The organism is Bradyrhizobium algeriense, assembly GCF_036924595.1.
GTDB classification, from domain to species: Bacteria; Pseudomonadota; Alphaproteobacteria; order Rhizobiales; family Xanthobacteraceae; genus Bradyrhizobium; species Bradyrhizobium algeriense.
Map to the genome: position 1 here is coordinate 7,009,841 of NZ_JAZHRV010000001.1, position 22,490 is coordinate 7,032,330.

The following is a 22,490-nucleotide window of genomic DNA, read 5'->3' on the forward strand; positions in this document are numbered from 1 at the left end:
TAGAAAACGCGTCAAAAAAAGAATCTAGCCCGTTGCAATGCTCGAAAAAGCTGAAGCCACATCGGTCGCGCCGCCCGCTTCCACAACGGCGCCCGGACGTCATCTCGCGCTCGAACTCTCCGAGACGCTGAAGCTGGCAGTGCCGATTGCGCTGACGCAGCTTGGGCAGATCGCGATGATGACGACCGACATCGCCTTGATCGGCCGCCTTGGCAGCGAAGCCATGGCGGCCGCCGCGCTGGCGCATACTGTCTTCTTTGTCAGCTTCACCTTCGGCATGGGGCTGGTATCCGCCGTAGCACCCTTGGCTGCGCAGGCATTTGGCGCACGCAATCCGCATCTGATCCGGCGCTCGCTGCGCGTCGGCATGTGGGCCGCGCTCCTGATGTCGCTGCCGATGATGACGCTGTCGTTCCGCGGCGAACAGATCCTGCTGATGCTGGGCCAGGCGCCGACGGCTGCCCATCTCGCCCAGCAATATCTGTTGGGCCTGACATGGAGCATTCTGCCAGCGCTGTGGTTCATGACCATCCGCGGCTTCATGAGCGCGGTCAACCGCCCTGAGCCGATCCTGTGGATCACGCTGGCCGCGATCCCGGCCAATGCGACGCTGGTCTATCTGCTGCTGTATGGCGCGTTCGGCATGCCGGAACTCGGCCTGTTCGGTGTCGGCCTTGCGACCTCCATCGTCAATCTCGGCACGTTCCTGGCGGGTCTGTGGTTTGCCACACGCCGCCGGCCGTTCCGGAAATATCATGTGCTCGGTCATTTCTGGCGCGTCGACTGGAAGCTGATGCGGCTGATGCGGCAGCTCGTCGTCATCGGGGCACCGATCTCCCTTTCGTTCCTGCTCGAATACGGCCTGTTCGGCGCCGCCGGTCTCTTGATGGGCGTGATCAGCACGACGGCGCTGGCGGCGCATCAGATTGCGCTGCAGGTCGCCGCCATCCTGTTCATGGTGCCGTTCGGCATCGGCATGGCCGCCACCGTGCGGGTCGGCCATGCCATCGGTCGTGGCGACGCGGGCGCAGTCCGGCGCGCCGGCTACGTTGCCACCTGGCTCGGCATCGTGCTCGTCGCGGTTCTGACGATCGCCGTGATCGTTAGCCGCTTTAGCATTGCAGAGATTTTCCTGGGCGAAAGCACCGACGCGACCGCCGAACTCTCCGCGACGCTGCTGCTGGTCGGATCGACTTTCTTCATCGCCGACGCCATCCAGACCGTCGCCGCCGGCTCGCTGCGCGGCATGAACGACACGCGCGTGCCGCTGTTGTTCGCGATCCTCAGCTATTGGCTGATCGGTTTCGCCTGCGCCTGCTGGCTCGGTTTCTGGACACCATCAGGCGCCGTCGGCGTGTGGATCGGGCTGTCGATCGGAACCGCTGTCTATGCCGTGCTTCTGCTCTTGCGCTTCCGTGGGCTCACGAGCAAGCTTAGCTTCCGATGAAAGTCCGCGAGATCACCCCTTCCGCCGATACCGATACGCTGCTGGCCGGCGCCCACTTCGCCGACGCCTTTCAAATTGAAATCGAGGATTGTGATCTCGACGCGAGGCGAGCCGCTGAACGCATGATGGCACGTCAGCCGCGATGGGCCGAGGCGCTGTTGTCGCTGCGCAATTTGCTGGTCGTGCCGCTGGGACTGAGAACGTCGGGTGCGGGCCTGGTCCCGCCCAGAGACATGATCGGAATATTTCCGGTCGTGAGCCAAACGCCGTACCGCCTGATCGCCGGCTTCAACGACCGTCATCTCGACTTTCGCGTCGTGGTGGACGTAACGCATTCCGGCGGCGTCGGGCAGGTCACGGCGACGACGCTGGTTAAGACGCACAACTGGTTCGGCCGGACCTATCTCGCAATCATCACGCCGTTTCATCGGTTGATCGTGCCAGCCCTTCTGCGTCAGGTGGCGGCCTGAGGCGCTGGCAGAAATCTCCGTTAGCGCAATCCGGACACAGAGCCGGCGATCCTTTTGCTTTCTCGCCAACTGGATCGACTAACCCTTCGCACCGGCTGCTGTCGTGGCCGGAGCCTCGCACCACTCAGCATGACAGCGGTCGAGATCGTTCAGGTTCTGCCGCATCTGCTCCAGCGAAAAACCCAGCGCGAAGAACCGCTCTGCGACATCGACGGGCACGCCGCGGATCAGGCCCTCGCTTCGCAACGCGGCGACTTCGGCGGCGTAGGCCTGCAGCGCCGCATCGACGGGCTGAATGTCCACGGTGCCGCTGCCGCTTCGCAGGGATACAGCCGCCGCGCGCATATAATCGACGATCGCGCTGCTGACATCGGACAGTGGCCGCGCCAGCCTCGCCTGCACATTGGCCGGCAGCGGCACCACGCTGGCGCGCCCGATCATCACGACATCGTGGCGCAGGCGCTGGACGGTGCGCAGCAATGGGCCGGTATCGGGTCCCGACGACAAATGCGTCGCGCGCTCGCGCTCGGCTTCCAGGCCGGTCGCATGGAGGCTCGCCATCGCCGTGCCGATCCCATCCTGGATACGGTGCAGGGCGTCGTTGTCGAGCCCGCGCGTCAGGCCTGCGAGCAGTTCGGCGAATGCGGCAGCCAGCAGCTCCAAAAGCTGCGCCGCATTGATACGGATCTGGCTGACCGCCCGTGATGGCAACACCAGGAATGAGACCACAAGCCCGGTGAGCGCGCCGACGGTGACCTCGCAGAGCCGGTCGATCGTGGAATCCAGCGGGTCGGCGTGGTTCATGGCCGGAACCAGCAGCACGATCACGGCCGTCACCGTGGCGGCGCTCAGGCTGGGATTGATGGCCCCGATGAAGGCCATCGGCGCCACCGCCAGCACCAGCAGCGCCAGCAATCCCCCCTCGCCGGAATGCGGGATCAGCATCGCGATGGTGCCGCCATAGATTGCGCCGCCGACCGTCCCGACCATGTAATCGCGGGTCGCTTTCAGGGAGCGGCCGACGCTCATCTGGGTGACGATCAGCGAGGTCAGCACCGCCCATAGCGGCAGCATCAGATGTAGCGCTCGGGCGATCGCATAGGCCGCGACCGCGGCGACCGCTATCCGGACCGCGAGCGCCAGTTGCGTCTTGCGGCCGCGGAGCGATCCAAGCATGCGTTCTGCGAAGGCCATCATGCGCCGCATTTCCGGAATCTGTAGACCGCGCCTGTGCTAGACGACGCCGAGCATAGCTGATGCCCGCGGCCGGAAGGCGGCTTGAAAGCCAAAATCAGCCCGCCTACCCTGCGCTGCAAAACGAGGAAACACGATGGCCAACGAAACCGCAACGCTCGCAGCCTATGTCGCCGACCTGAAACTTGCGGACATCCCGCCGGAGGTGCTGGAGCGCGCCAAGGTGCTGACGCTGGATTTCCTCGGCAGCACAATCCGGGCGCGGCGCGATGCGGAGTCCACGGCATCGCTGCTTGGGATGCTCGAGGCGCTGGCGCTCGACGGCAAGGGGGAGTCCACCGTGTTCGGCGACAGCAAAACCTGGACGCCCGCGGTCGCCGCTCTCCTTAACGGCGCGCTCGGCCATTCCCTTGATTTCGATGACACCCATGCCGACTCCTCGCTGCATCCGAGCGCGCCCGTGGTGCCGGCGGCGTTCGCGGTCGGCGAAATGGTCGGCGCATCAGGGCGCGACGTCCTGACCGCGATCGTGGCCGGCTATGAAGTGTGCTGCCGGCTCGGCAACGCGCTCGATCCGACCTCGCATTATGCGCGCGGCTTTCACCCGACCGCGACGGCGGGAACCTATGGCGCGGCGGCGGCCGCGGGCAAATTGTTCGGCCTGTCGAAGGACCAGATCATATCCGCCTTCGGCGTGTCCGGCAGCCAGGCCGCGGGCTCGCTGCAGTTTCTGGTCAACGGCGCCTGGAACAAACGCTACCAGGTCGGCGCCGCCGCGATGAACGGCGTCATCGCCGCCACGCTGGCGCGCAACGACTTTGTCGGTTCGAGCGAATCGGTCGAGGGCAAGCATGGCCTTCTGGTCGGCTACAGCGACGACGCGCATCCCGACAAGGCTGTCGCCGGCCTCGGCAAGACCTATGAGACGCTGAAGATTGGCGTGAAGCCGTATCCAAGCTGCCGCTACACCCATGCGGCGCTGGATGCGCTGATCGCTATGCGCCGGGAGCACAATCTGACGCCGGACCAGATCAAGCGCGTCGAGATCGGTCTCCATCGTAACGGCATCACGCTGACCGGCGACGCCGCCACCAAGCGGCATCCGACGTCGATCGTCGGTGGGCAGTTTTCGATGTTCTTCACCGGCGCGCTGGCGCTCGATCAGGGCAGCTTCGGCTGGGACGATTACGACCGGCTCGGCGATGCCGCGGTGAATGCGCTCGCCGACAAGTTCGACGTGGTGCAGGACGACCGCCTCGAGATCGGCCGCACCCACCCCTTTGGCGCGCGCGTTTCCATCACCACCGATAACGGCGTCCATGAGCGGCTCTATGCCGATCCCTCCGGCGAACCGAACTCGTTTCCGGACGCGCAGGCGATGCAGCAAAAATTCCTCACGCTGGCGCGCCCCGTGCTGAACGGCCGCGCCGACCAGCTCGCCGACGCGATCCTGTCGCTGGAGCGATTCGATCGCGTCGAGAAGGCCACGCAGTTGGGTCGGCAGTAGAACGAGTACGTAGCCCGGATGGAGCGCAGCGCCATCCGGGATCAGATCATCCGCGGCACGCAATCCCCGGATTTCGCTTCGCTCCATCCGGGCTACGCATCTCGGCGGGCGTGCGGGTCAATTGCCACCCGCCAGCTTTCCCTTGCTTCCCATCGCCGCAACCACATCGCGCACCAGATCGAACACGCCGTCGGCCTCCGGCGGCCAGTTCGGCGAGCGGCCGAGCCGGACGATCACAAGCCGTTCGGAGGGCACGATGATCACATACTGCCCGATCGTGCCCTTGGCGAAGAACGCATCGCGCGGCCAGCCGTGTTCGGTGCGGTAGCTGGCACCAAAGCTATCGCCGAGATTGGTCCAGAATCCCGCGCCCTGCCCGACCCATGCGTTCGGCGTCGGCGTCGCCGAATATTTCACCCAGCCTTCGGGGAGGATGCGTTTGCCGCCGGCCGTGCCGTCATTGAGATAAAGCTGGCCGAAACGCGCCCAGTCGCGCGCGCTGGCGAGCAACTGGCTCGACGCTTCCGCATTCCCCGCCGCGTCGAATTCGAGCGTCACGTTGCGCATACCGAGTGGGTCGAACAATTCCTGCCGCGCGAAGCGCATCATGTCGGCCGCGCGGCCGCCGGTGGCCTGGCGGATCAGATGCGCGAGGATGACGGTATTGCCGTCGTGATAGTTCCACGCTGCGCCTGGCACTGACTCCAACGGCATGCTCTTCGCATAGGCGGCCATGTCAGACTCCATGAATTTCATCCGGTTGACCGGCTCGAGCGCGGATGCCAGCGACGCCTGCAGCGAACTGCCGAGCGCGAGCCCTGCGGTATGGCGCAGCAGATGATCGAGCGTGATGGCGCGCCTGGCGTCGCCGGGGCCTTGCCACGCCGCGATCGACACGGGCTCATGCAGCCGCAGCGCGCCCTTGCGCACGAGGATGCCGGCCAGCGCCGAGATGACCGATTTGGTCGCGGAGAATCCGAGCAGCGGCGTGTCGATGCCGATGCCGTCGGCATAGCGCTCAGCAACGACGCGGCCATCCTTCATGACCACGATCGCCCGCGTGTTGCGCGGCGTCGATTTGTCCGGCTCGGCAAAGGCGCGGTCGAGCGCGGCAGCCAGTTGCGGCGTTTGCGGCGCGACGATGGATGGACCGGCGATGTCAAGCAGTAGCGCCGCCTTTGCATCGGGCGCCGGCACCGAGATGTCGGCGACTGCGCCACCGTGATCGAGATAGCAGCCGAGGCCCTCGCCACGATAGACGGCGTGGCTCCGGCCCAGGCCGAACAGCGTCACCGTGACGTTCTTGCGCGCGCGGTCGACGCGATAGTCGAGCGCCCAGGCGATCAGCCCGGTGCCGGGCATGGCCGACATGGTCTCGGCGAACGCGCGCGCGGGATCGAGGCCCGAGACGAAGGTCTCCGTGCAGACCACGTTGGCGACGAAGCCGGTCGCGACTTTTGGCACGTCGCGAGCGCGGGCGGCTGTTAGTGCGAGCGCGCTCAGCGCGGTGGTGCTGGCGAGGATGAGGATGAGATTTCGTCTGGTCACATTGGCCTCCGGCATGACGCATCAGCGCGTTGCCGGGAAGGATGGCGATGCGGCCGCCGCCTGCTCGCCGGATTTGGAATTCGCGCTGGCCGAAAGCTCAACGCGCCTCGACGATTCCGAAATTATACAACAGTAACAATGGGATGAAGATCAGGCCGCGGTCGCCTTGAGCCGGCGATATTCGGTCGGCGTGACGCCCGTGATAGCCTTGAAGGCGCGGTTGAAGGGCCCGAGCGACTGGAAGCCGGCATCCATCGCGATCGTGATCACGGGGACTTCAGCCTGGCTGGGATCGGCGAGCGCCGCCTTGGCTTCCGCGATCCGGTGCTCGTTGAGGAACACATTGTAATTGCGGTAGCCGAGCCGCTGGTTGATCAGCCGCCGCAATCTGTACTCGGGTATCCCGAGCTTGCTCGCCAGCGTGCCGATGGTGACGTTGTCGTGGCGGTAGATGCGCTCGTCGTCCATCAGCCGCATCAGCGCATCGACCAGCTTTTGATCGGCGCCGGATTCGACCACAGCCGCTTCGCTTGCCTCGGCCTGAACCTCAGGCGCCGCCGGAAACAGGTCGGCACCATCGACGCGCATCATCGCATAGCAGATCGCAGCCACCACAGCCGCCAGAACGACTAAATTCACCGTGTTGGCGATTTCAGCGCCGCCGCTGCCGGACATCGCGATTTGCAGCACCGCATTCAGCCCGCCATAGAGCGCCGCGGCGCTGACGATAAAGACGCGGACGCTGCGGCGGCGCTCGACCAGATCCGACGACCAGGAGGCGACGGTCTGCGTAACGGCCAACGCGATGAAGCCCAGTGCGATCAGATTGATCGCGATGATGGACAACCGCGCGCCGGATGCCGGCGCTATCCAAATGCAATTGACGAAACTGAAAGCTGCGACCGCCGCCCAGACCAGCGCATGCCACCAACGCAGCCTGAACGTTTCATCGAACAGCGCACGCGTAAACAGCCAGAACACCACGACATTGCCGGTCGACAGCGCGAGCACGGGCGCATGCGCGATCGACACCGGCGATGTCGCGCCGATCGAATAGCTCACGGCATGCGCCGCCGACCCCAAGGCGAAGGCGGCGGCCAGCCGTCCGGCAAGCACCGTTCCAAAACCTCGAAACAGCGACGCCGCCAGCACCAGCAGCAGCGCCACGGTGGCGCCGCGCAAGGCGATGTCGATGGTCGGAAGCATCATCCGGTCGGGTCCGTTCGCGCGGTCATCCGCGCACGATGAAACTAATGTGAATCGTCGCCTGGTTCAAATTACCTCAACCCTTCCAGGTCGCGCGTGAAGTTACCCAGCGCTCATTGGTCTTGCCGAATAGATCGACTTCGCCATCCCTCCGCGCGCCCAGTCGCCGCGCGACGCTCTTGGACGGTTCGTTGCTGGCTTCGATGCAATGAATGATCTCGTCGATCTCAAAGTTAGCGAACACCCAGTCGATCGACGCGCGCGCCGCCTCCACCGCGTAACCCTTGCCGCGGTATGCGCGGTCGATGCCCCATCCCACCTCGAAGCCCGGCCATCCCGGCGGGCACCACGGCCCGACGCGGCCGATATATCGGCGGCTCGACTTTTCCTCGACGGCGAACATACCGAAGCCATGCAGCGCCCAGTGCCCCGATATCACGGCGGCGTTGCGCCAGCCGCTGATCTCAGTGGTAATCGCGATACCGTCGGGCGTGATGTAGCGCGCGGTGCCGGGATCCGACAGCATCGCCGTATTCACCGCAATGTCGTCACTGCGCCATGGCCGCAGGATCAGGCGCGCGGTCTCGATGACCGGGCCATCGACCTTCAGGAGCTTCGCGCCGGGCTTGAGCGGAGGGATCATGGGGTCATTCTCCTATGTCGTCCCTGCCTAGTGCGCAATTGCGCACTAGGCAGGGACGACGTGTGGGGGCATTTGAACCCAATCGGGCATTTCCTGTTATACTCGCACAAAACATCAAGGAGTCCCCCCATGAGCTGGCAACCCTCCAACGATCCCGTGCTCGGCGATCCCAAAACCTGCGATGCGCTCGATCTCATTATCGTGCCGCGCACCCGCGATCTCGGCGATGGATTTGAGGTGCGCCGCGCGCTGCCGCATGGCAAGCGGCAGATGGTCGGGCCCTTCATCTTCTTCGATCATTTCGGCCCGGTGCAGTTCATCGCCGGCAAGGGCATGGATGTGCGGCCGCATCCGCATATCGGGCTTGCCACCGTCACCTATCTGTTCGACGGCTCGATCATGCACCGCGACAGCCAGGGCAACATCCAGGAGATCCAGCCCGGCGCGATGAACCTGATGACAGCAGGGCGCGGCATCGCGCATTCCGAACGCACGCCCGACGTGCAGCGCCGCGATGGCCAGAAGATGCTGGGCCTGCAAAGCTGGATCGCGCTGCCTGCGGGGTCGGAAGAGATCGCGCCATCGTTCCAGCACTACGCCGCCGAGGCGCTGCCGACCGTGAAGGAGAACGGCTTCACCGCGCGCATCATCGCAGGCCACGGCTTCGGCTTGAAATCGCCGGTGAGCATGGTATCGCCCTGGTTCTATAGCGAAGTGACGGCGCAGGCCGGGACCAGCGTCCCGCTCGATCCTGACCATGAGGAGCGCGCGATCTATCTGGTCGACGGCGAGGTCGAGATCGCGGGCGAGCGCTATGAGGGACCGCGCCTCCTGATCTTCCGGCCGGGCGACCGCATCACCGTGAAGGCCGTGAGGCCTGTGCGGATGATGTTTCTGGGCGGCGACGCGCTGGAGGGGCCGCGGCACATCTGGTGGAATTTCGTTTCTTCCAGCAAGGAGCGGATCGAGCAGGCCAAACAGGACTGGAAAACCGGCCGGTTTGCAGCCGTTCCGCAAGAACATGAGTTCATTCCGCTGCCGGAGTAGGCTATTGCTCCGCTTTCTCATTTGCGCGCTGGCGCCTGCGCCGACACGCCTGTTCGAAAGCAAGACCTGATGAACGCGATGCTCGCCAGCGATCTGCCCCTGCCCCGGATCGGCCGCGGCAAGGTGCGCGATATCTATGCCGTCGGCGACGACCGCGTGCTGCTGCTCACCACCGACCGCATCAGCGCATTCGACGTCGTGATGGCCGAGACCATTCCGATGAAGGGTGCGGTGCTGACCCAGATCAGCGCGTGGTGGTTCCGCCAGCTCGAAGGCGTGGTGCCGCATCACATGATCAGCGCCGATGCCGACGAGATTATCCGCGAGGTGCCCGAGCTGAAAAATCACCGCGCTGACATTCTCGGGCGCGCGATGCTGTGCCGGCGCACCACCGTCTTCCCGGTCGAATGCGTGATCCGCGGCTACATTTCGGGCTCGGCCTGGAAGGAATATGCCGCATCCGGCACGCTGGCCGGCGAGGAGCTGAAGGATGGTCTCGTCGAAAGTGAAAAGCTCGACGCGCCGATCTTCAGCCCGGCCACCAAGGCCGAGACCGGTCATGACGAGAACATCACGGTCGCGCGCGTGCGTGAGATTTTGGGCGCCGACGTCGCCGAAAAACTCGAGAGCATGGCCCGCACCGTCTATAATTTCGGCGAGCGGATCAGCCGCCACCAGGGCATCATCATCGCCGACACCAAGTTCGAGTTCGGCCGCGCGGCGGACGGCCGCATCATCCTGATCGACGAGGTGATGACCCCCGACAGTTCGCGGTTCTGGGCCGCCGACGTCTACAAGCCCGGCCGGCCGCAGCCCTCCTTCGACAAGCAGCCGCTGCGAGACTATCTCGACGCCGAGCGCCGCGCCGGCCGCTGGAACGGTGACGCCCCGCCCCCGCCGCTGCCCGCCAGCGTGGTGGATGCGACGAGCAAGCGGTATCTCGAAGCGTATCGGCGCGTGACCGGGAGTGAACTGGAGATCTAGCGCCGTCGACGTCGACTCCCGGATTGCTTCAGCCTGTCGTCTGGTGCGAGTATCCCCGCTATAAGAACAACAGGGAGCGCTCCATGACTGAAGCCGACAGCGTGCTCGTCGAACGCGATGGTCCCATCACCATCGTTTCCATCAACCGCCCGCATTGCCGCAACGCCGTTGACGGCGCAACCGCGCGGAAACTCTATGACGCATTCCTCGCCTTCGATGCCGATGAAGCAGCGTCGGTGGCAGTCTTCACCGGCACCGGCGGTTATTTCTGCGCGGGCGCCGACCTCAAGGCGGTGGCGGCGGGCGATCCGAACAAGAAGCGCGAGCTCGGCGGCCACGATTCGATTGCGCCGATGGGGCCGAGCCGCCTGCGGCTGTCGAAGCCGGTGATCGCGGCGATCGAGGGTTTTGCGGTGGCCGGCGGCATGGAACTCGCGTTGTGGGCGGATATGCGCGTGGTTGCGGAAGACGCCACCTTCGGCGTCTTCTGCCGCCGCTTCGGCGTGCCGTTGATCGATCTCGGCACCATTCGCCTGCCGCGGCTGATCGGCCATTCCCAGGCGATCGACCTGATCCTCACCGGCCGCCCGGTCGGCGCGCAGGAGGCGCTGCGCATGGGGCTCGCCAATCGCGTCGTCGGCCGCAGCGAAGCCACGGCGCAGGCGATCGCGCTGGCGCGGGAGATCGCGCGCTTTCCGCAAAGGTGCCTGCGCGCCGACCGGCTGTCGGCGCTGCGGCAATGGGACCTTTCCGAGGAGGAAGCGATCGCCAATGAGATGCGCGGCGGGCTCGAGGTGATCGCCTCGGGCGAAACGCTGTCGGGGGTGACGCGATTTGCTTCCGGCGTGGGACGCCACGGCGCGTTCGGCGGCGATGGGGGGAGCGACTGACGCCGCGCAGCCCCTTAAGAGCCCGGTCGTCATAAAATTGTTGTTGTCGTCCCACGCCGGCCTCGTCTACGACTAACGTGCGGAATTTTGGGGCTTTTTTCGGGTGATTGGTCGATCAATTTACTTCGGCTCGCGGGCAAAGCGGGCCATCAATGATATTGTTGGTGGGAGCGCGGCGAGCGTCCTCGGCATTACATTCGGCCTGTCCTATGCGTTGCTGATCTTCACGGGGCCGCTGTCGCCGTATTTGTCCTACGGCATCGCGGCAACCTTCATCAGTACTGCCGTGATTGCGGCCATCGTCGCGCTTGGCAGCTCACTGCCATTTGCGGTCGCCGGCCCCGACAGCGCCACCGCGGCGGTGGCCGGGATCCTGGCCGCAACGCTGGTCGAGCGCATCGTCGCGGCCGATCCGTCGGCACAATTGCTTTCACCCGTGCTGATCACGCTCGCCCTGTCGACCATGGTGACCGGCATCGCGCTATGCGGCCTCGGCCTGACGCGGATGGGCCGCGCCATCCGCTACGTACCCTATCCCGTGGTCGGCGGGTTCCTGGGCGCGACCGGGCTTCTGATCGTGCTGGGCGCCGTCCGCGTGATCACCGATCATCCTGTGCAACTGAACACCCTGCTTCGTTTCACCAACGTCATCACGATTTCGGAACTGAGCGCGGCTTGCGCGATGGCGCTGGTGCTGTACCTGACCTCGCACCGTTCGCGCAGCCCGTTCGGCCTGCCGGCCGTCCTGATTGGCGGCGTGATCGCGGCACATCTGGCGTTTTGGATCATCGGCATTTCCTCCGAGCAGGCCCGCGCCATCGGCTGGACTTTCCAGCCTCCACCCCCGGCGGCGTTCATGCTGCCGTGGCGCGCCGACGAGCTCTCCCGCTATCCCTGGTCGGGAGTCCCGGACCTGCTCGGCAATTTGATCGCTGTGATCTTCGTCACGGCGGCCAGCACCCTGTTCAACACCACCGGCATCGAAGTCGCGGTGCATCGCGAAGCCAACCTGGAGCGCGAGCTTAATGTCACAGGCTTTGCCAACATCCTGAGCGGCGTGCTCGCAGGCTACGCCGGCTGCGTATCGGTCAGCCGCACCATCCTTAATTTCAGCAGCGGCGGCAAGGGCAGGCTTTCCGGCCTGACGGTTGCTGCCATCTCGCTGCTGATGCTGGCGGTGGCACCCGCCCTGCTCGGCTACATGCCGAAATTCGTGCTCGGGGGGCTTCTGCTCTATCTCGGCGCGGGCCAGTTGCACCAATGGATCATCGAATCGCGCAAGCGGCTCTCCAACATCGAATACCTCTCGCTGCTCGCGATCATCGCCATCGTTGTCATCTGGGGATTCGTCCCGGGCATTCTGATCGGCGTCATCATCGGCTGCGCGACCTTTGCGTTCAGCGCGGCGCGGATCGAGTCGATCAAGTTCAGCTTTGACGGTTCGGAGTATCGCAGCTCGCTCGATCGCTCGCGCGACGACCAGCAAGTGCTGCTGGCCCATGGCGGCAAGATCCGGGGGCTGAACCTGCAGAGCTACCTGTTCTTCGGCTCCGCCAACCGGCTCTATCAGCACGTCAAGGCGCTGCTGCGGGAGCAGCCGGAGTGCCGCTATCTGTTGTTCGACTTCAAGCTCGTCACCGGCATCGATTCGTCGGCAGCGTACAGTTTTGCCCAGATCAAGCGCAGCGCGCATGATCTCGGCGTCCATCTGGTGCTGGTGCATCTGTCCGCCAGCGCCGAGAAGGTGCTGCGCTCGAGTGACTTCATCACCGATGGCATCACCACGATCGACGAACTCGACCATGCGCTGGAATGGTGCGAGAACGAGATCATCGTGCAGCATCAGGGGCTAGCACAGGAAGCGGCCAATCTGCGCGACTGGTTCACCCGGATGCTTGACAGCGAGGCCGACGCCGACGAACTGATCCGCCGCTGCCAGCGCATCGAAGTCGAAGCCGCCGAGATCATCGTGCGCACCGGCGATGCCGCCGATTCCATGCATTTCATCCTCGACGGGCGTGTCGGCATCATGGTGCCGGCCGATGACGGCCGCACCACACGCGTCCGCAGCCTCGGCCGTTACACCACGATCGGCGAGATGGGCCTCGTCTCGCACGCGCCGCGTAGCGCGACGATCCAGGCCGAGGTGGCCAGCGTGCTCTACGTTCTGAACACGCGTCAGTTCGAGGCGATCAAGACCGACGATCCCGCGCTGGGCCAAAAGCTCCTGACTTACTTTGTGTCCGTGATAGCGGAGCGGCTTTCCTTCGCCAATCGCACGATCGCGGTGCTGCGGCGTTAGCGAGACTGCTACACCCCCGCCATCATCACGTATTTGATCTCGACATATTCCTCCATGCCGTGATGGGAGCCTTCGCGGCCGAGCCCTGACTCCTTCACGCCGCCGAAGGGCGCGACTTCCGTCGTGATGAGGCCGGTGTTGACGCCGACCATGCCGGCTTCCAGCGCTTCGGCGACGCGCCAGACTCTCCCGAGATCACGCGCATAGAAGTACGACGCGAGTCCGAACGGCGAGTTGTTGCACATCGCAATCACCTCGGCCTCGTCCTTGAAGCGGAACACCGGCGCCAGGGGGCCGAAGGTCTCTTCATGTGCGACCAGCGCGTCCGCTTTCACATTGGAAAGCACCGTGGGCTCGAAGAAGCTGCCGCCGAGCGCATGGCGCTTGCCGCCGGTGATGATTTTCGCGCCGCCCTTGATCGCATCGGCAATATGCTTCTCGACCTTGTCGACCGCAGCCATATTGATCAGCGGGCCCTGCGTGACGCCCGCTTCGGTGCCGTCGCCGATTTTCATCGCCGCGACCTTCTTCGAAAGCTTCTCGACGAACTGATCGTAGATCTTATCCTGGGCGTAGATGCGGTTGGCACAGACGCAGGTCTGGCCCATGTTGCGGTACTTCGAAATGATGGCGCCCTCGACCGCGGCGTCGATATCGGCGTCGTCGAACACCACGAACGGCGCGTTGCCGCCGAGCTCGAGGCCGAGCTTCTTCACGCCCACTGAAGCCTGCTGATAGAGGATTTTTCCGACCTCGGTCGAGCCGGTGAAGCCTATGAAGCGCACGGCCGGATGTTCGCACAGCACCTTGCCGATCGCGGACGAATTGCCGGTGAGGATGTTGAACACGCCCTTGGGCACGCCGGCCTTTTCGGCGAGCGCGACCAGCGCCAGCGCGGTCAGCGGCGTTTCATTGGCGGGCTTGAGCACGACGGTGCAGCCGGCCGCGAGCGCCGGCGACACTTTTCGGGTGATCATCGAGCACGGGAAATTCCACGGCGTGATGGCGCCGCAGACGCCGATCGGCTGCTTGATCGCGAGCAGGCGCGCATCCGGCCGCTGGGTTGGAATGGTTTCGCCGTAGACGCGGCGGGCTTCCTCGGCGAAAAATTCGACATAAGCGCCGCCGATATCGACTTCGCCAAGCGCTTCGGCCAGCGGCTTGCCCTGTTCCGAGGTGAGGATCAGGGCTAAGTCCTCGCGGTTCGCCGCGATCAGCTCGAACCATTTTCGCAAAATGTTGGAACGCTGTTTTGCCGTGAGCTTGGCCCAGGCCGGGAACGCGCGCTCGGCGGCTTCGACGGCTTGCGTGGCTTCGGCCGTGCTCATGGCCGGCACTTTTGCGAGCTCCACGCCATTGACCGGATTGGTGACCGGGCGCGACGGCCTGCCGACCCAGGCGCCGTCGATGTAGCAGCGGTCGCGCAGCAGCGAGGGGTCCTTCAGGCGGTCGTGCAGCGAGGGTTGGGAGGCCTTCGAAGCGCGTGCGGCGACGGGCGGGTTCATGGCGTACTCCTCGGATTTTCTTGAGAGATTGGTCCGAGTATAGGCCCATATCAGCGGCAATGCACCGGCCGCTGAGGCAACCCTGCGTCAACCAATCTTGAGGTCACGCCGCGCCGCTCATATAGGTTTCGCGGCGGCCGATCATGCGTTGCGCGGCGGCTTTGGCGTCAGCCTTCGAGGAGGTCGCGCAGGTGCGGTATTCGAGATCGGGCAGTTTCGCAGCGTCACGGCGGCCAAACCAGGATTTGGACCCGACCGAAAGCTGCGCCAGCGCCTGGGCGACGTTATCGACCGCCTCGAAGGAGTGCAGCCCGCCGGTGCCGGCATAGCGGACTTCGTAAAGTCCGGGGGTAATCGGCGCCTCGATATTTTCGCCCCGTCCGGGACGGGGATAGCGCTTCCATTCACTCCAGGTCGAAATCATTGCGCACCTTCGCGACAGGCAGAAATGAGACAATTTTGGTCAATTGGTCCAGCCGACGGGCAACGTTTGTGCTGGAATCTGAACGCTTTACTGCAAAAAATCGGCGACGGGAATCATGGCGAAATCACGATATCGTGGATGGTTAAGCCGGTCACCGACGGAGGAGACCGTTCACCGCGGATTGTAGCGAGGTGTTGCAGTTTGGCGTCGCCCATACCGCGCCACCGCTGCCCACCCTCCTTGCCCATCACGAGATCGCGACATCGGCGGCGGCCGTCGGCGGCCGCTTGCGGGATCACACGGCCGGAAGGAAGATCGCGCCACTCCATAAAAAACAACGCGGAGGAGACCCATGCAAAGCAAAGCGGAGATCGATCAGATTCTGCGTCAGAAATGCGAGGCCAAGGAGATTCCCGGCGTGGTCGCTATGGCGGCGACCGGCAATGAGGTGATTTATCAAGGCGCGTTCGGCAAGCGCGACCTGTCCAAGGACGATCCGATGACCGCCGACAGCGTGTTCTGGATCGCTTCCATGACCAAGGCGATCACGGCCGCGGCCGGCATGCAGCTCGTCGAACAAGGCAAGCTTTCGCTCGACGAGCCGATCGGCAAGTTGCTGCCCGATCTGGCCTCCCCGCAGGTGCTGGAAGGTTTTGACGCCAGCGGCGAGCCGAAGCTGCGCCCCGCCACGAAGCCGATCACGCTGCGCCATCTCATGACGCACACCGCCGGTTTCGCCTATGACATGTGGAACGCCGACATGGGGAAATACATGGAGAAGACCGGCACGCCCGGCATCATCTCCTGCCTGAACGCCGCGCTGAAGACACCGCTCACGTCCGACCCCGGCACGCGCTGGGAATACGGCACCAACATCGATTTCGTCGGCAAGGCGATCGAAGCGGTCAGCGGCAAGCGGCTCGATGCTTACCTGCGTGACAATATATTTGCGCCGCTTGGCATGAACGACATCGGCTTCAAGATTACGGACTCCCAGCGCCGGCGGCTGGTCGGCATGCATGCGCGCGGCGAGGACGGATCGCTGGCGCCGATCCCGTTCGAACTCGAACAGGCGCCGGAATTCCACATGGGCGGCGGCGGCCTCTACGGCACGGCGGCCGACTACATCACGTTCACCCAGATGATCCTCAACAAGGGCCGCGGCAACGGCAACCAGATCTTGAAGCCCGAGACGGTCGCGCTGATGAGCGAGAACCACATCGGCGATCTCACCATGGGCAAGATGGTCACGGTGGCGCCTGTCTACACCAACGATGTCGACCTCTATCCCGACATCGTCAAGAAGTGGGGGCTGTCGTTCCTGATCAACACCGCCAAGACGCCGGAAGGCCGCAGTGCCGGCAGCCTTGCCTGGGCCGGTCTCGCCAACAGCTATTTCTGGATCGACCCGGCGCGCAACGTCGCCGGCGTGATCCTGATGCAGTTGTTGCCCTTCGCGGACGCCAAGGCGCTGGAAGCTTTTGCGGGCTTCGAGAGTGGTGTTTATGCCGGGCTCGATGCCGGCAGCGGCCAGCGCGCGGCGTAAAAAAGAAGAAAGAGGGCGGCCACGCTTCCGGGTGTGGCACGCCCTCACCCCACCCACAGCCGTCATGCCCCGCGCATGCGGGGCATCCAGTGCGCCGCGGCTTCTCGGTTCAATCATCGCTGTCTCTGGCTCGTCATTGCGAGCGAAGCGAAGCAATCCATCGTGCGGCACAAAGGAAGCAATCCATCGTGCGGCACAAAGAAAGAATGGATTGCTTCGCGGAGCCTGTCATCGGGCGCGTATTCGCGCGACCCGGTGGCTCGCAATGACGGCTGTGACTGACGCACGTTCGACGGCTGCGATTGCAAACACACCTTCGCGATCTCGCGACATGAACCGCCGGAGGTTTGCATCTTCGTTCGCCCTCTCGAGAAAAGAGGGCGCAGGGAAGACCGGGTGCGCGCTGCACCCGCGGTCTCGTGTGCAATATGCACAAGAAAGTGCGCACACGAGCATACAGGTCCAGCGGAGAGCATCCGGCCTTCCCTGCGCAATGGTTTGACGGCGTACTTCGTGCTCTTGTGTCCGCACCCGAAACTTGCGCTTCGCCCGAATTTCGACCTCTCCCCACAGCGTGCGAGGTGAAGAACGTCGCCCTACACCGGCAGCGCGTTCTGCCCCGCCAGCTCCTTCAGCGACACCTGCGGCCGGGCCCCGATGTGCTGGATCACTTCGGCCGCCGCCAGCGCCCCAAGTCGTCCGGCGTTTTCATAGCCGGCGTTGCGGACGAGGCCGAACAGGAAACCGGCGGCGAACAGGTCGCCGGCGCCGGTGGTGTCGACGAGTTTTTGAATCGGGAACGCCGGCACGGCTGTCACGCCATCCTTCGCGGCGACCACGCAGCCCTTTTCGCTGCGGGTGACGATTCCGAGTTTGGCATCGGCGCGCAACTGCTTCAGCGCGCCCTCGAAATCCGAGGTCTGGTACAGCGAGTGCAACTCGGCCTCGTTGGCGAACACGAGGTCGACGGTGCCCTTGCGCATCAGGTCGAGGAACTCGTCACGGTAGCGATCGACGCAGAAGGAATCCGACAGCGTCAGCGCCACCTGGCGGCCGGCACCGTGGGCAATCGTCGCCGCCTTGACGAAGGCTTCCTTGGCGTTCGCCGGATCCCAGAGATAGCCTTCGAGATAGACGATGCTGGAAGCCGCGATCTGCGCTTCATCGATGTCGGAGGGGTTAAGATCCTGCGCGGCGCCGAGATAGGTGTTCATGGTGCGCTCGCCGTCCGGCGTCACCAGGATGTAGGAGCAGCCTGTGGCCGGGCCGCTCTCGGCCGCCCTGGTCTCGAAGGCGACGCCGGCGGCGCGGATATCGTGGGTGTAGAGGGTGCCGATCTGGTCGCCCTTGACCTTGCCGATGAAGGCTGCACGGGCGCCGAAACCGGCGACGCCGACGATGGTGTTGGCGCCGGAGCCGCCGCTCATCTCGGTCGCCGGGCCCATGTCCTTGTAGATGGCGGCGGCGCGGGCTTCGTCGATCAGTGCCATGCCGCCCTTGGTCATGCCGTGGCGCGCCAGAAATCCCTCATCGGTCTGCACCAGCACGTCGAAAATCGCATTGCCGATCCCGAGAACGTCGTATTTTGCGTCAGTCATTCATCCGTCCTGTTTACGGCTGTTTGCGCGAAGAAGCCGAGCGCGGCTAAGAAGGTTGCGGCCTACCAGATCGGCCCCGCGCCAGCAAGGCTACGCGGCTGCTATAGGGTATGAATGATCCGCTCCTTTCTCACGGTCTCCTCGGGAACGCTGGCCTCACGGCTGCTTGGATTCGTGCGCGATTCGGCGCTTGCGGCGCTGCTCGGCGCGGGCGCCGTCGCGGATGCGTTTCTGGCGGCGTTTCAGTTGGTCAATGTCGTCAGGCGGCTGTTGACCGAGGGCGGGCTGAACGCCGCGCTGGTGCCGGCATGGCTGCGGGTGCGCGAGACCGATGGGGCGACGGCTGCGGCGGCGTTCGCCGGCCGTGTGCTCGGCACGGTGACAACAGCGTTGATCGCAGCCACGGCGGTGCTCGCGCTGGTGATGCCGCTCATCATGACGGCGCTGGCGCCGGGGTTTGCCGGGCGCGAGACGCTGCAGCTTGCGACAGATAACGCCCGCCTGATGCTGCCGTACCTCGCCTTTGCCGGTCCAGTGACCGTGATGATGGCACTGTTGAACGCGCAAGGCCGCTTCGCGCTGACGGCGTTTTCGCCGCTGCTGTTTAACATCGCTCTGATCGCGGTGATGATTGTACTGCTCGTCATCCGGCCGGATGCGGTGCAAGCCGCCCAAATCGTCGCCGCGACAACAGGCATTGCCGGACTGTTACAGCTATCGGTGCTGGTGTTGCGCCGTGGCGGCAACATCGCCGCCCCCTTGCGGATTTCATTCGATAGCGAAATTCGCGGCTTTCTCGCCAAGGCCGCACCCGGCATGATGGCATCCAGTGCGCCGCAGCTGCTGATGGTGGCCGGCGCCGTGATCGCCTCGTCGTCGCCATCGGCAGTGTCGTGGCTCTATTTCGCTAATCGCCTGGTCGAACTGCCGCTCGGCATTGTCGGCGTCGCCATGGGCACGGTGCTGATCCCGGAACTGACGCGCGCGGTGCGCAGCGATGACCATACCGCCGTCGCGCATGCGGAATCGCGCGGCCTCGAACTCGCGGTCGGCCTGGCGCTGCCGGCGACGCTCGGGCTGATCGTGCTCAGCGAGCCGATCGTGCGGCTGCTGTTCGAGCACGGGGCCTTCACTGCTGACGATACCGCGGCGACCGCGCGGGCGCTGATGTGGCTGACGCTGGCGCTGCCTGCGCATGTGCTGGTGAAGGCGCTGTCGCCGGCGTTCTTTGCGCGCGAGGATACGATGACGCCGCTGGTATCAGCGCTGAAGGGCGTCGTGCTGGCGATCGCTTCCGCCTTCCTGCTCAGCCGCTGGTACGGCACTGAGGGCATCGCTGCGGCGATTGCGCTCGGCGCGTGGGGCATGGCGTTCAGCCTGATCCGCCGCGGCGCGGAGACTTTTGGATTCTCGATCGACGCCGACGCCAAACGGCGGCTGCCGCGCATCCTGCTATCAGCGCTCGCCATGGGCGCGCTGCTATGGTTGACGACGCGGTCGATGGCGGCGCTCGCCTCAGACGCACACGGCCTCGTGCAGGCCGTCCTGTGGCTTGCCGTGATATCGGCGGGAATTGCGATCTACGGCCTGTTTCTGCGGCTTTTCGGCGTCGCCGGCTGGCGCGACGCAGTTAACGCGATCAGGCAATCCGGGGCCTAGCGGCTTGCGCGAATAGGGCTCGCGTGGCAAACGACAGCGCGAAACAGGCATCCGATACAGGATCCTTGGGGAAGCTGGCTATGGCTTTTGTTGAAAAAGTATTTTCGGGCGTCCAGCCGACGGGCAATCTGCATCTCGGCAATTACCTCGGCGCGATCGTCAACTTCGTGAAGATGCAGGAAACCCATGACTGCATCTATTGCGTCGTCGACATGCACGCGATCACGCAAGGCGTCGACGTCTGGGGTGGCCCGGCGGAGCTCGCCCGCAATACCCGCGAGGTCACCGCGGCCTTCATCGCCGCCGGCATCGACCCGAAGAAGCACATCGTGTTCAACCAGAGCCAGGTCACCGGCCATGCCGAGCTGACATGGATATTCAACTGCGTCGCGCGCGTCGGCTGGCTCAGCCGCATGACGCAGTTCAAGGAGAAGGCCGGCAAGGACCGCGAGAACGCGTCGGTGGGTCTCTATGACTATCCGGTGCTGATGGCGGCAGACATCCTGCTGTATCGCGCCACGCATGTGCCGGTCGGCGAGGACCAGAAGCAGCATCTGGAGCTATCTCGCGACATCGCGCAGAAGTTCAACAACGACTTCGGCGATTCGATTCGCAGCCACGGCTACAATGACGGCCTGTTCTTTCCGCAGCCCGAACCGCTGATCACGGGCCCTGCGACGCGGGTGATGTCCTTACGCGACGGCACCAAGAAGATGTCGAAGTCGGACGCCTCGGACAATTCGCGCATCAACCTCACCGACGACGCCGACACCATCGCGCAAAAGATTCGCAAGGCGAAGACCGATCCGGAACCGCTGCCGTCGGAAGAAAAGGGCCTGGAAAGTCGCCCCGAGGCCGACAACCTCGTCGGCATCTATGCGGCGCTTTCCGAGCGCAGCAAGGCCGACGTTCTGACGGAATTCGGCGGCGGGCAGTTCTCCAGCTTCAAGAACGCGCTGGTGGAACTTTGCGTCACAAAACTCTCGCCGATCGCTTCCGAGATGAAACGGCTGGTCGCCGACCCCGGCCATGTCGACAAAATCCTGGTCGACGGCGCCGACCGGGCGCGCGTCATCGCCGACGAAACCATGCGCGCGACCAGGGATATCGTCGGTTTCATCCGCAAGCCCTGAGTCTTACCGCCAGGGAAACAGCGACGCCGCTTGTCGAAGGCGGCTGCGCCGTGGCAGCATGCGTCGGTTTGGCGCAGCACCGGGACATGCATGACCACCCAGCGACGAAGCTACGAGACGGGTCACCAGCCAAAATGCCTTGTCATCGTTGACGACACCGCGGAATGGGACCGCGCGGTGTACTACGCCAGCCGCTGGGCGATTCGCGTCGGCGGCGGCGTGGTGATGCTGCGCATCATCGAAATCGAGGATCAGAACCAGCAATGGCTTGGTGTTGCCGACCTGATGCGCGCCGAGGCGGAGGACGCCGCTAATGAGGCGCTTGACCGCGCCGCCGGCCGCGCCAACGGCATTGCCGCGATCACGCCGGAGCGGGTGATTCGTGAGGGCGACCCGACCACCCAGATCCTCGACGTGATCGACAAGGACGTCGATATTTCGATGCTGGTGCTGGCGGCCAATCCAGGCCCGGAAGGCCCCGGCCCGTTGATCAGCATGATGGCGCAGGTCACGGGCTCGTTCCCGATTCCGGTGGTCATCGTGCCCGGCGATCTCAGCGATTCCGACATCGACGGCCTGTCTTAGGGCTTGATGCGGCTCGGGAATTTCTGATTGCGCCCCTTGATCGTGCGCTGCCGGTCGCCATCTGCTACAGGAGACCCACGCGCCGGCCTTGAACCGGCGACGCCGGAGAAAAACCATGTTCATTCAGACCGAAGCCACGCCCAATCCCGCCACGCTGAAATTCATTCCGGGCCGTACCGTGCTCGACACCGGCACGATGGAATTCGCCAACCGCGAAGCCGCCGCCCGTTCGCCGCTCGCCGAGCGTCTGTTCGACGTGCCCGGCATCTCCAGCGTGTTCTACGGCTACGATTTCGTCACCGTGACCAAGGCGGATGGCGACTGGCAGCACCTCAAGCCCGCGATCCTCGGCGCCATCATGGAGCACTACATGTCCGGCGCGCCGCTTCTGGCTGACGGGACTGCCGGCAACGACGAGGCGGCGGACGAGGAAGGCGAATTCTTCAACGAGGCGGACGCCGATACGGTCGCGACCATCAAGGATCTGATCGAGACGCGGGTACGTCCCGCCGTCGCCAATGACGGCGGCGACATCACCTTCCGCGGCTTCAAGGACGGCGTCGTCTACCTCAACATGAAAGGTTCCTGCGCCGGCTGCCCATCCTCGACGGCGACGCTGCAGCACGGCATCCAGAATCTGCTGAGGCATTTCGTGCCCGACGTGGTCGAAGTCCGGCCGGTTTGAGTTGGTGCCGTAGGGTGGGCAAAGGCGCGCTTCGCGCCGTGCCCACCATGATCTATCCGTATAGTTAGATGGTGGGCACGCTTCGCTTTGCCCACCCTACACAGCCGCAAGACATGA

General features: G+C 64.5%; 19 protein-coding genes. 12 read left to right on the forward strand and 7 right to left on the reverse strand.

What is annotated here, in order from left to right; translation table 11 throughout:
* The first annotated feature begins 37 nt into the window (after nucleotides 1-37).
* A complete protein-coding gene (locus V1286_RS33700; protein WP_334487327.1) occupies nucleotides 38-1,447 on the forward strand; it encodes an MATE family efflux transporter in 1,410 nt (469 codons plus the stop codon).
* Complete coding sequence (locus V1286_RS33705) at nucleotides 1,444-1,917, forward strand: DUF2867 domain-containing protein (RefSeq protein WP_334487330.1); 474 nt, start codon at nucleotides 1,444-1,446, stop codon at nucleotides 1,915-1,917. Before V1286_RS33700 ends, V1286_RS33705 begins: the two co-directional genes overlap by 4 nt.
* A gap of 78 nt (nucleotides 1,918-1,995) precedes the next feature.
* Here V1286_RS33705 and V1286_RS33710 read toward each other — a convergent pair whose 3' ends face one another.
* A complete protein-coding gene (locus tag V1286_RS33710) occupies nucleotides 1,996-3,111 on the reverse strand; it encodes an FUSC family protein (protein WP_334490091.1) in 1,116 nt (371 codons plus the stop codon).
* Between the two features lie 136 nt (nucleotides 3,112-3,247).
* Here V1286_RS33710 and V1286_RS33715 point away from each other — a divergent pair, with 136 nt between their 5' ends.
* Nucleotides 3,248-4,618, forward strand: a complete 1,371-nt coding sequence (locus V1286_RS33715) for an MmgE/PrpD family protein (protein ID WP_334487332.1) — start codon at nucleotides 3,248-3,250, stop codon at nucleotides 4,616-4,618.
* Nucleotides 4,619-4,735: 117 nt separating this feature from the next.
* Here the strand turns inward: V1286_RS33715 and V1286_RS33720 are convergent, their stop codons facing one another.
* The 3 genes from V1286_RS33720 to V1286_RS33730 form a co-directional block, all read right to left on the reverse strand.
* On the reverse strand, nucleotides 4,736-6,166 hold the full coding sequence (locus V1286_RS33720) for a serine hydrolase domain-containing protein (RefSeq protein ID WP_334487335.1): 1,431 nt from the start codon (nucleotides 6,164-6,166) through the stop codon (nucleotides 4,736-4,738).
* Nucleotides 6,167-6,316: 150 nt separating this feature from the next.
* Nucleotides 6,317-7,375, reverse strand: coding sequence for a helix-turn-helix domain-containing protein (locus V1286_RS33725; protein ID WP_334487337.1), 1,059 nt, complete (start codon nucleotides 7,373-7,375; stop codon nucleotides 6,317-6,319).
* A 73-nt stretch (nucleotides 7,376-7,448) separates the two neighbouring features.
* Nucleotides 7,449-8,015: a GNAT family N-acetyltransferase gene (locus V1286_RS33730; RefSeq protein ID WP_334487338.1), complete on the reverse strand. Its 567-nt coding sequence runs from the start codon at nucleotides 8,013-8,015 to the stop codon at nucleotides 7,449-7,451.
* 129 nt (nucleotides 8,016-8,144) lie between these two features.
* Between V1286_RS33730 and V1286_RS33735 the strand changes: the two genes are divergently transcribed.
* From V1286_RS33735 to V1286_RS33750, 4 genes are all read left to right on the forward strand, one after another.
* Nucleotides 8,145-9,062, forward strand: a complete 918-nt coding sequence (locus V1286_RS33735; RefSeq protein WP_334487340.1) for a pirin family protein — start codon at nucleotides 8,145-8,147, stop codon at nucleotides 9,060-9,062.
* Between the two features lie 69 nt (nucleotides 9,063-9,131).
* On the forward strand, nucleotides 9,132-10,046 hold the full coding sequence (locus tag V1286_RS33740; protein ID WP_334487342.1) for a phosphoribosylaminoimidazolesuccinocarboxamide synthase: 915 nt from the start codon (nucleotides 9,132-9,134) through the stop codon (nucleotides 10,044-10,046).
* An 83-nt stretch (nucleotides 10,047-10,129) separates the two neighbouring features.
* A complete protein-coding gene (locus V1286_RS33745; RefSeq protein ID WP_334487344.1) occupies nucleotides 10,130-10,936 on the forward strand; it encodes a crotonase/enoyl-CoA hydratase family protein in 807 nt (268 codons plus the stop codon).
* A 103-nt stretch (nucleotides 10,937-11,039) separates the two neighbouring features.
* The gene (locus V1286_RS33750) at nucleotides 11,040-13,238 is read left to right on the forward strand and encodes an SLC26A/SulP transporter family protein (protein WP_334487346.1); all 2,199 of its coding nucleotides are present in this window, start codon (nucleotides 11,040-11,042) and stop codon (nucleotides 13,236-13,238) included.
* 8 nt (nucleotides 13,239-13,246) lie between these two features.
* Here the strand turns inward: V1286_RS33750 and V1286_RS33755 are convergent, their stop codons facing one another.
* Together V1286_RS33755 and V1286_RS33760 are read right to left on the reverse strand one after the other, a co-directional pair.
* Nucleotides 13,247-14,743 carry an NAD-dependent succinate-semialdehyde dehydrogenase gene (locus V1286_RS33755; protein WP_334487347.1) on the reverse strand — a complete coding sequence of 499 codons (1,497 nt, stop codon included), beginning with the start codon at nucleotides 14,741-14,743 and terminating at the stop codon, nucleotides 13,247-13,249.
* Nucleotides 14,744-14,846: 103 nt separating this feature from the next.
* Nucleotides 14,847-15,167 carry a hypothetical protein gene (locus V1286_RS33760; protein ID WP_334487349.1) on the reverse strand — a complete coding sequence of 107 codons (321 nt, stop codon included), beginning with the start codon at nucleotides 15,165-15,167 and terminating at the stop codon, nucleotides 14,847-14,849.
* 352 nt (nucleotides 15,168-15,519) lie between these two features.
* Between V1286_RS33760 and V1286_RS33765 the strand changes: the two genes are divergently transcribed.
* Nucleotides 15,520-16,713, forward strand: coding sequence for a serine hydrolase domain-containing protein (locus V1286_RS33765; protein ID WP_334487351.1), 1,194 nt, complete (start codon nucleotides 15,520-15,522; stop codon nucleotides 16,711-16,713).
* A gap of 596 nt (nucleotides 16,714-17,309) precedes the next feature.
* On the opposite strand, the gene V1286_RS33770 is transcribed toward V1286_RS33765, so the two are convergent.
* Nucleotides 17,310-18,311: an adenosine kinase gene (locus tag V1286_RS33770; protein WP_334487353.1), complete on the reverse strand. Its 1,002-nt coding sequence runs from the start codon at nucleotides 18,309-18,311 to the stop codon at nucleotides 17,310-17,312.
* A gap of 114 nt (nucleotides 18,312-18,425) precedes the next feature.
* On the opposite strand from V1286_RS33770, the gene murJ reads away from it, so the two are divergent.
* The 4 genes from murJ (at nucleotide 18,426) to V1286_RS33790 (ending at nucleotide 22,373) form a co-directional block, all read left to right on the forward strand.
* Nucleotides 18,426-19,970, forward strand: a complete 1,545-nt coding sequence (gene murJ / locus V1286_RS33775) for a murein biosynthesis integral membrane protein MurJ (protein WP_334487355.1) — start codon at nucleotides 18,426-18,428, stop codon at nucleotides 19,968-19,970.
* Between the two features lie 80 nt (nucleotides 19,971-20,050).
* A complete protein-coding gene (gene trpS, locus V1286_RS33780; RefSeq protein WP_334487357.1) occupies nucleotides 20,051-21,103 on the forward strand; it encodes a tryptophan--tRNA ligase in 1,053 nt (350 codons plus the stop codon).
* A gap of 90 nt (nucleotides 21,104-21,193) precedes the next feature.
* The gene (locus V1286_RS33785) at nucleotides 21,194-21,688 is read left to right on the forward strand and encodes a universal stress protein (protein WP_334487359.1); all 495 of its coding nucleotides are present in this window, start codon (nucleotides 21,194-21,196) and stop codon (nucleotides 21,686-21,688) included.
* Nucleotides 21,689-21,803: 115 nt separating this feature from the next.
* Nucleotides 21,804-22,373, forward strand: a complete 570-nt coding sequence (locus tag V1286_RS33790) for a NifU family protein (protein WP_334487361.1) — start codon at nucleotides 21,804-21,806, stop codon at nucleotides 22,371-22,373.
* Nucleotides 22,374-22,490: the final 117 nt, after the last annotated feature.